The sequence below is a fragment of the Mesorhizobium sp. M0217 genome, from assembly GCF_040321955.1.
Taxonomy (GTDB): domain Bacteria; phylum Pseudomonadota; class Alphaproteobacteria; order Rhizobiales; family Rhizobiaceae; genus Mesorhizobium.
Genome location: NZ_JAMYSN010000018.1, coordinates 61,109 through 72,353, shown reverse-complemented (window position 1 = coordinate 72,353; position 11,245 = coordinate 61,109). Strand labels below are relative to the sequence as shown.

The window sequence follows — 11,245 nt, the reverse complement described above, 5'->3', positions numbered from 1 at the left end:
GGCTCATGCCGCCACCATGCTGTTGTCGTTCGTCAGCCCGCAGGCCCCCAGCACGGCGCGAGCGACAAGCTCGCGCGCTGCGTCGAGCCGGTATTCGGCGCTGCCGCGCACGTCGGCAATCGGCGAGAGCTCGGCCATCGGCGCGGACAGGAGAGCATCGGCGAGTGCCGGGCCGACAGGCTTGCCCACCAGCACGGCTTCGACAGCGGCGAGCCGCCTGGCGACGGCCGAGCAGGACCCGACCGCGACAGCGGCTTCCATGACTATGCCACTCTCGGCAACGAGGCGCGCCGCCACCATGGCGATGGAGATGACGAGGTAGCGCCGCGCACCGAGCTTGACGAAGGCCGACGTGCCGGCAGAGGCCCGCTTCGTGATGCGGATGGCGGTGACCAGTTCGCCCGGCAGCAAAGCGGTGCGGCGGTTGCCGAGAATGAACTCCTGCAGCGGCAGATGACGCGTCGCGGCTGCAGAGCGCAGCTCGACCTCGGCGTCCAGCACCAGCAGTCCCGGAACGCCATCGGCGGCAGGCGAAGCATTGCAGAGATTGCCGGCGATCGAGGCGACATTCTGGATCTGCAGGGAGCCCACTTCGCGCGCGGCCTGCTTCAGCGCATCGAAAGCCGCCGGCAATGGATGGCGGACAAGGTCGGTCCAGGTGGTGCGGGCGCCCAAAACCCAATGGGTTTCGGTCTCGGCAATGCCGCGCAGCGAGACCAGGCCGTTAATATCGAGAACATTGTCGCGGAACGGTTTGGCGCCCTGCGCCGGATAGAAATCGGTGCCGCCGGCAAGCACGCGCCAGGCGCCCTCGCCCAGCAGAGCGAGCGCCTCGTCGAGCGTGGCGGGTTTCGCGTAACGGATCACGCTTTGCCTTCCAAAAAAATAGGCCTTCCCATTGGGACCTTCAAAAGGTGGGGTCTTCCCGAACCCCGCCAATGTCTGATCAGGCCAAATTCATTCGTATGCAAATGATATCAAGCTGGCGGAAATTGTCAAAGCCGGAGTTTAAGGGAACCCGGCCGCCAAGCATTTCTTACGCTTGCAGAGGTTGACGCAGGCGGCCATCCGGTCAAGTTTCAGCATCCGGTCGCATCAGCGGCGTATTTCACTCGATCCCCCGTTCGAGACTAGAAGAGGAGAGGCGCCATGGCCGACGAAGCGCTTGTTGTCATCGACCTGCAAAACGACTTCTGCCCCGGCGGCGCACTGGCGGTTGCCGGCGGCGACGAAATCGTGCCGCTGGTCAACGATCTGATTCGGCATGCCGAGCATGTCGTGCTGACGCAGGACTGGCACCCGGCCGGACATTCGAGCTTTGCCTCCAGCCATCCGGGGGCGCAGCCCTTTAGCGCGATCGAGATGCCCTATGGGCCGCAGACGCTGTGGCCGGACCATTGCATCCAGGGCAGCCTCGGCTCGGATTTTCACTCGGGGCTCGCCTGGACCAAGGCCGAGCTGGTAATCCGCAAGGGATTTCGCCCTGATATCGACAGCTACTCCGCCTTCTTCGAGAACGACCACAAGACGCCGACGGGGCTCGCCGGCTACCTCAAGGAGCGCAGCATCGACAGTGTGACCCTGGTTGGCCTGGCGACCGACTTCTGCGTTGCCTTTTCGGCCCTCGACGCGGTCAAGCAAGGCTTCAAGACGACGGTGCGGCTCGACGCGTGCCGCGGCATCGATCTAAACGGTTCGGTCGAGGCGATGCTGAAGAGGATGCGCGATGCCGGGGTGAAGCTCGAAGACCCGATCTCGGAGTGACTGGATCGTGACGCATCGAGGGGGCTGCACACAGTTGGGGAAGGCTTTCGCGGCAGGTGTACTCGCTTCCGCTGTGTCTCCGCAAATGGCCTTCGCGGCCGAGACCCGCGGCCTGCCCGATGCTGCCATGTCGCTGTGGTGGGCGCTGCCTTTCGCCGGCCTGCTGCTCTCGATCGCCACCGGACCGCTGCTGTTCCACCATGTCTGGGAGCATCATTACGGCAAGATCGCCGCCGGCTGGGGAGCGCTGGCGGTCATCCCGCTGATGGTTGCATTCGGCGTTCCGGTAGCCGGTGAAGCCGTGCTGCACACGCTGCTCACCGAATACATGTCCTTCATTATCCTGCTGTTCGCGCTCTACACCATTTCGGGCGGCATCCTTGTCGCCGGCAACATCCATGGCACGCCGCTGGTCAATGCCGGGCTGCTGCTCGTCGGGGCGATGCTGGCCTCGGTGATCGGCACCACCGGCGCCTCGATGATCCTGATCCGGCCGATGCTGCGCGCCAACGACAACCGGCAGTTCAACGCCCATGTCGTCATCTTCTTCATCTTCCTGGTGTCTAACATCGGCGGCTCGTTGACGCCCTTGGGCGACCCGCCATTGTTCGTCGGCTTCCTGCGCGGCGTCGACTTCTTCTGGACGTCGGCGAACCTCTGGCTCGAGACGCTGTTTACCGGCGGCCTGGTGCTGCTTGTCTTCCTGGCCATCGACATCATGCTGCATCGCCGTGAAGGCGGCGCGCCGAAGATCAAGGATCCGACTCCGGATACGAAGGTGCGCCTTCGCGGCCTGGCCAATCTGCCGTTGCTGGCCGGCGTCATTGCCGCGATCCTGCTTTCAGCTGCCTGGAAGCCGGGCGTGACTTTCTCCATCCTCGGCGTCGGCCTCGAACTGCAGAACCTGGTGCGCGATGCCATCATCCTGGCGCTCGCCGGGCTGTCGCTTGTCGTTTCCCTCAAGAGCCATCGCGAGGCCAACGGCTTCACCTGGGGCCCGATCGCGGAGGTGGCAAAACTGTTTGCCGGCATCTTCATCTGCATCGTGCCGGTCATTGCCATCCTTCGCGCCGGCCATGACGGCGCGCTGGCGCCGCTGGTGGCGCTGGTGACGTCACCCACCGGCCAGCCCAATGATCTCGCCTATTTCTGGCTGACCGGCGGGCTGTCGTCCTTCCTCGACAATGCGCCGACCTATCTAGTGTTTTTCGAACTCGCAGGCGGCGACGCGCGGCACCTGATGACGGAGGCGGCCTCGACGCTGGCCGCGATCTCGGCCGGCGCGGTGTTCATGGGCGCCAACACCTATATCGGCAATGCACCCAACTTCATGGTCTACGCCATTGCCCGACACCGCGGTGTGAAGATGCCGGGCTTCTTCGGCTACATGGCGTGGTCGGGCCTGGTGCTGATCCCGGTTTTCCTGATTGCGGGTTTTTTGTTCTTTGCGTGATGCGAAGGGCGCTGGGCCCTTACCTACCCCTTGTGGGGAGGTCGGACCGAAGGTCCGGGTGGGGGTCGGTGCCGCCCCCACCCGGCTGCTTCGCAGCCACCCTCCCCACAAGGGGGAGGGTAATCTTAGCCGACGCCTACATATCGGCGCACCGCCGACGGATCGGCGCGAAGCTGTTCGACATCCACCGTCTCGCGGTTACGGCCGTTTTCGATGAAGCAGACGCGGTCGGCGACGGACAGCACGGCGTCGACGCGCTGTTCGACCAGAATGGTGGAGACACCTAGCTCACGCAGCTTCACCACCGTCTCGCGGATCTTGGCGATCATCGACGGCATCAGCCCCTCCGTCGGCTCGTCTAGCAACAGCACCTGCGGCTCAAGGCAAAGCGCACGGGCCATGGCCAGCATCTGCTGCTCGCCGCCGGACAAAGTGCCGGAGCGCTGGCGCAGCCGCTGGCGCAGCAGCGGGAAGAGATCGAGCACGCTCTCGCGCGTCGCTCTGCCCTTGCCGCGCGCCATCAGACCGATCTCGATGTTTTCCGCCACCGTCATCTCGGCGAACAGCCGCCTGCCTTGCGGTACATAGGCGACGCCGGCCTTGGGCACCTCATGCGCCGGCAGGCCTGTCAATTCCTTGCCGGCGAGCCGGATCGAGCCGGCGCTCGACGGAACCAGCCCCATGATTGCTTTCAGCGCCGTCGTCTTGCCGGCGCCGTTGCGACCGAACAGGCACAGCACCTCGCCCTTGTTGAGCACGAGATCAAGCTCGTAGAGCACCTGAACCTCGCCATAGAAGCAATCGAGCCTGGAGATGGTCAGCGCTTCAGTCTTGTGGGCTTCAGTCTTGGGGGCCTCAGTCTTGGGGGCCTCAGTCTTGGGGGCTTCGCTCATGGCGCCGTCCCCAGATAGGCTTCCTGCACCTGTGTGTTGGCGCGAACCTGTTCGGGCGAGCCTTCGGCCAGGATCCTGCCGGCGTTGAAGACCGTGATGCGGTCGGCCAGCTGCATGACGACCGGCATGTTGTGCTCGATCAGGAGCACGGTGGCGCTCTTGGCAATCTCGCGCACCAGTCCGATGAAATTGTCGATCTCGCTGTCGGCCAGCCCCTGCGTCGGCTCGTCGAGGATCAAAAGCCGCGGCTTAAGCGCCAGGCCCATCGCGACTTCCAGCAGGCGCTGGTGGCCGTAGGAAAGCTGGCCGGCCGGCATATGGGCGCGGCCGGCAAGTCCGGTGCGTTCCAGCGCGGCCATGACGCCGGTGCGCACCGCACCTTTCGAGCGGCCATCGGTCAGCGTGCGCTGCACCGGCAACGCGACATTATCGTAGGCAGAGAGGTTGGCGAAGACGCTGGTGATCTGGAAGGTGTAGGCGATGCCCCGGCGCACCCTGAGATAGGCCGGCTGGCTGGTGATGTCGGCGCCGTCGAAGACGATCATGCCGGACGATGGCTGAATGCGGCCGCTGACCAGGCTGACGAAGGTGGTTTTGCCGGCGCCATTGGGGCCGATGACGGCGCGGATCTCGCCCGGCATCAGCTGAAAATCGACACCGTCGACGGCGCGCAGGCCGCCGAAACTGCGCGCCAGGCCTTTGGTGGTCAGCAACGGCATCATGGGAGCCACCCGAGCCAGCGCTGGCGGATGGTGCCCAGAATGCCTTTGGGGAAAAACAGCACCAGCAGGATGAGCGCAATACCGACGATCAGGAGATAGGCGGAGGTGTAGCCGCTGGCGGTGTCGATGACATAGTACATGAACACCGTGCCGAGCAGCGCGCCCAGCGTCGTGGCGGCGCCGCCGAGCAGCACCCAGAGCAGCGGCAGGATGGAATACTGCACCGAGGCAAAGCTCGAGCCGACATAGCCGAACAGCAGCGCATAGGCCGCACCCGAGGCGGCGCAGATGGTGCCGGAGACGACGACGGCGATCAGCTTGTTGGAGAAGGTGTCGTAGCCCAGCATTTTCGTGCGCTCCTCGTTCTCGCGCACCGCGACCAGCACGCGGCCATAGCGGGAGCGGACGATGGCGAGGGTGATCAGCAGCACGACCGAGAACAGCGCCAGCGCGCTCATGTAGCGCACGGTCGGGTTGGTTAGGTCGAGCGATGTCGCGCCGAAGGCCAGAACCCGCGCCGGCTGCGGCACGACCAGACCCTGGTCGCCGCCGGTCCAGGCGGCGAAATAGAGGATGACGAGGTAAAACACCTGCGCGAACATCATGGTAACGATCATGAAGGCGACGCCGGTGGTGCGCAGCGCCAGCAGGCCGATCACCAGTGCCAGCAGCGCGCCGCAGGCGATGCCGGCGAGGAAAGCCAAAGGCACGTTCCAGCCGAGATGGATGACGGCGAGACCAGCGCCATAGAGCCCGGCGGCGAAGAACATGGCGTGGCCGAGGCTGAGCAGGCCGACATAGCCGAACAGCATGTTGTAGCCCATGGCGAACACCGCCAGCACCATGATGCGGGCGACGAGGCCGTGATGATAATCCGGCAGGACGAAGCTCAGGGCGAACAGCAGCGCGATGGCGCCGATGTGCAGAGCATAGGCTTTTGCCGGCGAAGCTTCGCTCATCGCGGCGCCTGCCCGAACAGGCCTTGCGGCCTGAACACCAGCACCATGGCCACCAGCAGCGTGGCGATGATCTTGGCCAAAGTCGGCGAGAAGAACACCGAGATGATGCCGTCGGACAGCCCGATCAGCACGGCGGCGACGACCGTGCCGCGCAGCGAGCCGAGGCCGCCGATGATGACGACGATGAAGGACAACAGCAGCGGGTCCTGCCCCATCAGGTAGTGCGCCTGACTGATCGGCACGATCAGCACGGCGGCGATGGCCGCCAGCATGGCGCCGAGCGCGAAGACGCCGGCATAGACGCGGGCGACCGGAATGCCGAAGGCCTGCGCCGTCTCGCTGTCATATTGGGTGGCGCGCATGATGAGGCCGATCTTGGTGCGCGTCAGCAACAGCCAGGTGGCGATGAGCAGAAGGGCCGAAGCGGCAATGATCGACAGCTTGTAGCCGGAATAGCCGAACCAGGGCAAAAGGATGCGGTAGCTGAAGGGCGGCTCCACCGGGCGCGCTTCCGGGCCATAGAAGCTCAACGCCAGCTGCTGGATGATGTAGAGCATGCCGATCGTGGCGACGATGGTGGCTTCCGGATTGTAATTGACCCGGCGCAGCACAAGCCGCTCGGCTACCAGCGCAATGGCGCCGACAATCAGCGGCGCAATCACCAGCGCCGCCAGGAAGCCGAGCGTGGGATGGCCGGGTATCGCCGTCGAGATCGCCCAGGCCAGCACCGCGCCCAGCATGAAGAACTCGCCATGGGCGACGTTGACGACGCGCATGACGCCGAACACCAGCGACAGCCCAAGCGCCGTCAGCGCCAGCACGGCGGAGGTGACAAGGCCTTCGAGGGCGGCGAGGAGGAGGTGGGGTCCGAAATGCATTCAGGGCGCCCTTACCCTCCCCTTGTGGGAGGGTGACCGCGCAGCGGTCGGGTGGGGGTTGGGCACGGGCCGTCGCGACCCCCACCCCGTCTCGCAAGCTTCGCAAAAGTGCGATGCTTGCGTGCCGACCCTCCCCACAAGGGGGAGGGTAAGGCGCCTCACAGCGCCTGCGTCGTATAATCCCCTTCGGCCTCGTAAAGCCCGTCCTCGATCTTGGTCTTGTGGACGACATTCAGCTTGCCACCTTCGACCTTGGAGATGTTCTGGATGCCAAAACACTGGTGGATCTTGCCTTTGAAGGTCTTCGGCCCCTGCGGATGCTCCGGCCCTTCGGCGAATTCGGTCAGCGCCTCGGTCGCCTCGACCAGCTTGGCGCGGTCTTCCGGGCCTTTGTAGCCGGCGTCTTCCATCGCCTTCTTGACGACATAGAGCGTCTCCCAGCAGCCGAACATGTGGGCGGCGGTGGAGACGTCCTTGGGGTCGCCGACGGCAGCGCCATTGTCGTCGATGCCGACGGCGGCGCGGTAGGCTTTCTGCGCGGCCGAGTCATTGGCCTGCGCATAGCGCGGCGAACCTTCCCAGAAATGGCTGCCGTCCAAAAATTCGAGGCCGGGGCTATTTATGTCGGTGGCTTCGAGCGAATCGATAAAGCCGAACAGTTGCGGCCGGTTGGAGCCGTAGAACTCGCCGAGTTCCTTGACGAAGGTGAGCACGGCCGGGCCGACCATCACGTGGTAGATGACTTCGGTCTCGGCGGGTATCTGCGGGAAGTATTTCGTGAAAGACGACTCTGTCGGCGGGATGGCGATCTGGGCGATGACCTCGGCGCCTTGTGCCTTCAGCGCCGGCGGCAGGTAGTCGCGATGGTCGTAGCCGAAGGCGAAATCGGGGAAGATCTGCGTCACCTTCTTGCCGGCATTGGCCGCGATCCATGGCGCCATCGACTGGATCTGGCTCTTCACATCGGTGATGCCGGGCTGGAAGACGTAGCGGTTGAGCTTGGTCGAAGCGACGTGGTGGCCTTCGCTGACGACGAAATAAGGGATCTTGTTTTCGCCGGCGGCCGGCGCCGAGCCGATCACCACATGCGAGAACAGCGTGCCGAAGACGATGTCGGTCTTGTGCTGGGTGGCGAACTTGCCGACCACCTCGGCGCCACGGCCGGGATCGGTGCCGTCATCCTCGATCACCAGTTCGACCGGCCGGCCGTTGATGCCGCCGGCATCGTTGATCGCCTTGACCGCGGCGGCACTGGTCTTTTCATACCAGCGGCCATAGGCGGCGCCGATGCCGGTGCGGTGCGACTGGAAGCCGATCTTGATTGGCGCTGAACTCTGCGCCTGGCTGTAGCGGACGAAGCCGGGCGCGAGCGTCAGCCCGGCGCCGGCGGCGAGACCTTTCAGCGCGGTGCGGCGGCTAAGGGTGGATTTGGAGAGATCGAAAAACCCATTCTTGTCAGTCACGGCAGTTCCCCTGTTTTTGAGTTTTGACTGTCTGTAACGAGGCAAGGCCACTCCCTTGCAGGAGGGGCAGAAATTGCATGTGTACAAACTAAATCACCAAAGCACAGAGCTTGCAAGCGGGCTTTCCGCAAAGGCATGTTGATCAGCTTGTCTCATCCGGCCGTCGGCGTGGCAAGCAACCACAGGCCGAAGATCGTGTAGGCAATCATCAGCATGGTGAGCGGCAACTGGCTGAGGGCGGCGCGCGATGGCATCTGGTGCAGTCGCCAGGCCAGTCCATGGGCAACGAGCACCGCCAGCATGTGCCCGGCGATGATGATGCCGGCCTGCAGGTTCCACAGCCACCAGGCGGAGTGGGCCCCGGCGACGATGCCGGCCTCGATCTGCATGTCGGCGGCGCCGAACAGGTTCCATCCCAGCGCGAACGGGTCGGACAAAGCGGCAATCGCATACTGGCCGTCGACCAGCAGCGCCGTCAGATAGTGCGCGACATGATAGGCGAGCGCGATCGGTACGATCGACCACACCAGCAGCCCGGCGGCCTCGCGGAGGGAATGTCGGCTGCCGGCGAGGCGCTGGCCGAGTATGACGGCCAGCAGGAATGCCGCCGCCAGCAGGACGAAGGTCAGCACGAGGCCGAAGCTGCTAATGCCGATGAGCGCGGTGCGGCCGGGATATTCCAGCGGGTTGATGCCGGACAGGCCGAGCCAGAAGAAGGTTTTCGACAGGCCGTCGAAGGACACCGATGACAGGCTGAGCAGTAGGAAAACGACGCCGCTTGCCGGCAGGGATGCCGCGCCGAGCAGTTTTGAGCCCGGCCAGCAGAGAGCGAGCCGCCCGTGTTCATCGCGCTCGACGATGGCGAAGCGCGCCACCATGGCGAAGAACACCGTCAGGAATTCGCCGCGCCGGCTCCAATTGCGGTAGCCGAAGGCGAGCATGGCGATGAAGGTAAGCAACCAGTAGAGGCCGGCGGCATAGGCCAGCCGCGCCGGATCGTCGGGCGCCGGGTCGATCAGCTCGAACCAGGCGAAGGCGAAGAACAGGATAACGGCCGGCCAGCGGCCGAGCCATGAAGGCAAACGCGATTTCTGTCCCTCACCGCCACGAAGCTTGAACAGGCGGCTTACGATCCGCCACGGGCCATACCATGGATTCAGCCACGACCAGAGATCGCCGAACAGGCCTTGGGCGATGGCAAGGCCGACCCAGAGCAGCGTCCAGATGATCAGGGGCAGCGGATTGGAGAGCGGGTCGCGGCTGCCGAACAGGCCGGCGGCGATGAGGGTTGCGAAGCCGGCAAAGGAGATGAGGCTGATGATTGTGCGGGCGGTGTCGGCGAATGGGAAGAGCGGCAGGCGGCGGCGCCAGAAGCGGTCGAGGGTTGCGGGTGGCAGCAGGGCGAGGACGAGGAAGCTTACCGCGACGGCAAGCGCGCCGCCGGCGATGTAGTAGCCGGTCGGGAGGAGGAGGACGTGGCCGCGGTCGGAGGCGTGCGCGAAGGCAGGGGTGGGGAGGAGTGTGAGGGTGGTGGTGATAAGGGTTGGCCGGTGACAGCCGCGCTCTACGACGCCCCCCTCTGTCCTGCCGGACATCTCCCCCTCAAGGGGGGAGATTGGCAGTTGCCCTGCCGGCGCTTCCTTTGCAACGTCGGAGATTAGCGAAGGCGGAGATGACGGGGTAATCTCCCCCCTTGCGGGGGAGATGTCCGGCAGGACAGAGGGGGGTGGGCGGGAACTCACGCTATCGCGATTTCCATTTCGTCCAGCAAGGCACCCGCCGACCCTCAAACCTTGACCAGCTGCTCCACGCGGTCCTTCGCCCCAAAAATCCGGAGATAGCGCTCGATCTCCTTCTTGTCGCCCGTCGCTTTCGCCGGATTGTCCGACAGCTTCACCGCCGGCCTGCCATTGGCCTCCGTCACCTTGCAGACAAGCGATATCGCATCGAGGCTGTTGGTTTCGGTCGGCGCGCAGCCTTCGAAATCGTTGGTGAGGTTGGTGCCCCAGCCGAAGGACATGCGCACCTTGCCCTTGAAGTGCCTGTAGGTCTCCTCGATGGTTTCGACCTCGAGACCGTCGGAGAAGATCAGCAGCTTCTGCCTGGGGTCCTTGCCCTTCTCGCGCCACCAGTCGATGATTTTTTCGCCGCCTTCGATCGGCGGCGCGCTGTCGGGGCGGAAGCCGGTCCAGTCGGCGACCCAGTCCGGCGCGTCGCGCAGGAAGGATGCGGTGCCGAAAGCGTCGGGCAGCACGATCAGCAGGTTGCCGCCGTAATAGCGCTGCCAGTCCTGCAGCACCTTGTAGGGCGATTCCTTCAATTCCTTTTCCGACTTGGCAAGGGCGGCAAAAACCATCGGCAGCTCATGCGCATTGGTGCCGAGCGCTTCGAGGTCGTTGTCCATGGCCAGCAGCACGTTGGAGGTGCCGGTGAAGGCTTCGCCAATGCCTTCCTTGAGCGCCTCGACGCACCAGCGCTGCCACAGGAAGGAATGGCGGCGGCGGGTGCCGAAATCGGAGATGCGGATGCCAGGCAGCGCCTTCAAGCGTTCGGTCTTGGCCCACATCTTCCCCTTGGCGCGTGCATAGAGCACGTCAAGCGCGAAGGGACCGAAGGCGCGCATGGCGGCGCGGGAACGAAGCTCATTGATGATCGCCAGCGCCGGGATTTCCCACAGGGTGGTGTACATCCAGGGACCGCTGAAGGAGAGCTCGTACTGACCGTCGCGCTTGGAGAGCTCGTAGTCGGGCAGCCGAAAACCTTCCAGCCAGGCGAGGAATTCCGGCTCGAAGATCTGTTTGCGGCCATAGAAATTGTTACCGCCGAGCCAGATCATCTCCTTCTTGGAGAAGCGCAGCGTGCGGGCATGGTCGAGCTGGTCGCGCAATTCGCCTTCGTCGATATCGTCGGCCAGGCGCACCGAGGTGGTGCGGTTGATCAGCGAAAAGGTGGCGTCGACCTTGGGGTACATGCCCCAGATCATCTGCAGCATCAGAAGCTTGTAGAAATCGGTGTCGAGCAGGCTGCGGACGATCGGGTCCAGCTTCCAGGTGTGGTTGTAGACGCGCCGCGCTATATCGGTTCTTGCCATGTCCTGCCGTCGCCTTCGCTGC

General features: G+C 64.4%; 10 protein-coding genes. 2 read left to right on the top strand and 8 right to left on the bottom strand.

Annotated features, from left to right (window positions below; genetic code table 11):
* Positions 1 to 3: 3 nt before the first annotated feature.
* Positions 4 to 867, bottom strand: coding sequence for an FAD binding domain-containing protein (locus NKJ18_RS24145; protein ID WP_023745842.1), 864 nt, complete (start codon positions 865 to 867; stop codon positions 4 to 6).
* A gap of 282 nt (positions 868 to 1,149) precedes the next feature.
* On the opposite strand from NKJ18_RS24145, the gene pncA reads away from it, so the two are divergent.
* Both pncA and NKJ18_RS24135 read left to right on the top strand, forming a co-directional pair.
* Positions 1,150 to 1,764, top strand: coding sequence for a bifunctional nicotinamidase/pyrazinamidase (pncA, locus tag NKJ18_RS24140; protein WP_023683560.1), 615 nt, complete (start codon positions 1,150 to 1,152; stop codon positions 1,762 to 1,764).
* Between the two features lie 85 nt (positions 1,765 to 1,849).
* The gene (locus tag NKJ18_RS24135; protein WP_050587082.1) at positions 1,850 to 3,217 is read left to right on the top strand and encodes a sodium:proton antiporter; all 1,368 of its coding nucleotides are present in this window, start codon (positions 1,850 to 1,852) and stop codon (positions 3,215 to 3,217) included.
* 125 nt (positions 3,218 to 3,342) lie between these two features.
* Here NKJ18_RS24135 and NKJ18_RS24130 read toward each other — a convergent pair whose 3' ends face one another.
* From NKJ18_RS24130 to pncB, 7 genes are all read right to left on the bottom strand, one after another.
* A complete protein-coding gene (locus tag NKJ18_RS24130; RefSeq protein WP_352652460.1) occupies positions 3,343 to 4,110 on the bottom strand; it encodes an ABC transporter ATP-binding protein in 768 nt (255 codons plus the stop codon).
* Positions 4,107 to 4,832, bottom strand: a complete 726-nt coding sequence (locus tag NKJ18_RS24125) for an ABC transporter ATP-binding protein (RefSeq protein WP_352759983.1) — start codon at positions 4,830 to 4,832, stop codon at positions 4,107 to 4,109. Before NKJ18_RS24125 ends, NKJ18_RS24130 begins: the two co-directional genes overlap by 4 nt.
* On the bottom strand, positions 4,829 to 5,791 hold the full coding sequence (locus NKJ18_RS24120) for a branched-chain amino acid ABC transporter permease (RefSeq protein ID WP_352759980.1): 963 nt from the start codon (positions 5,789 to 5,791) through the stop codon (positions 4,829 to 4,831). The genes NKJ18_RS24125 and NKJ18_RS24120 overlap by 4 nt, the downstream gene beginning before the upstream one ends.
* On the bottom strand, positions 5,788 to 6,669 hold the full coding sequence (locus tag NKJ18_RS24115; protein WP_352759977.1) for a branched-chain amino acid ABC transporter permease: 882 nt from the start codon (positions 6,667 to 6,669) through the stop codon (positions 5,788 to 5,790). The genes NKJ18_RS24120 and NKJ18_RS24115 overlap by 4 nt, the downstream gene beginning before the upstream one ends.
* A gap of 158 nt (positions 6,670 to 6,827) precedes the next feature.
* Positions 6,828 to 8,132, bottom strand: coding sequence for an ABC transporter substrate-binding protein (locus NKJ18_RS24110; RefSeq protein WP_352759975.1), 1,305 nt, complete (start codon positions 8,130 to 8,132; stop codon positions 6,828 to 6,830).
* 152 nt (positions 8,133 to 8,284) lie between these two features.
* The gene (locus NKJ18_RS24105) at positions 8,285 to 9,727 is read right to left on the bottom strand and encodes a hypothetical protein (protein WP_352759972.1); all 1,443 of its coding nucleotides are present in this window, start codon (positions 9,725 to 9,727) and stop codon (positions 8,285 to 8,287) included.
* Positions 9,728 to 9,918: 191 nt separating this feature from the next.
* Entirely contained in the window at positions 9,919 to 11,223 is a 1,305-nt protein-coding gene (gene pncB / locus NKJ18_RS24100; RefSeq protein WP_023683568.1) for a nicotinate phosphoribosyltransferase, read from the bottom strand.
* Between the last annotated feature and the right edge of the window lie 22 nt (positions 11,224 to 11,245).

Coding starts and splice junctions, on each gene's coding strand:
- pncB (WP_023683568.1), bottom strand. CDS start 11,223: ATGGCAAGAACCGATATAGCGCGGCGCGTCTACAACCACACCTGGAAG.
- pncA (WP_023683560.1), top strand. CDS start 1,150: ATGGCCGACGAAGCGCTTGTTGTCATCGACCTGCAAAACGACTTCTGC.
- NKJ18_RS24135 (WP_050587082.1), top strand. CDS start 1,850: ATGGCCTTCGCGGCCGAGACCCGCGGCCTGCCCGATGCTGCCATGTCG.
- NKJ18_RS24120 (WP_352759980.1), bottom strand. CDS start 5,791: ATGAGCGAAGCTTCGCCGGCAAAAGCCTATGCTCTGCACATCGGCGCC.
- NKJ18_RS24115 (WP_352759977.1), bottom strand. CDS start 6,669: ATGCATTTCGGACCCCACCTCCTCCTCGCCGCCCTCGAAGGCCTTGTC.
- NKJ18_RS24125 (WP_352759983.1), bottom strand. CDS start 4,832: ATGATGCCGTTGCTGACCACCAAAGGCCTGGCGCGCAGTTTCGGCGGC.
- NKJ18_RS24105 (WP_352759972.1), bottom strand. CDS start 9,727: ATGTCCGGCAGGACAGAGGGGGGCGTCGTAGAGCGCGGCTGTCACCGG.
- NKJ18_RS24130 (WP_352652460.1), bottom strand. CDS start 4,110: ATGAGCGAAGCCCCCAAGACTGAGGCCCCCAAGACTGAGGCCCCCAAG.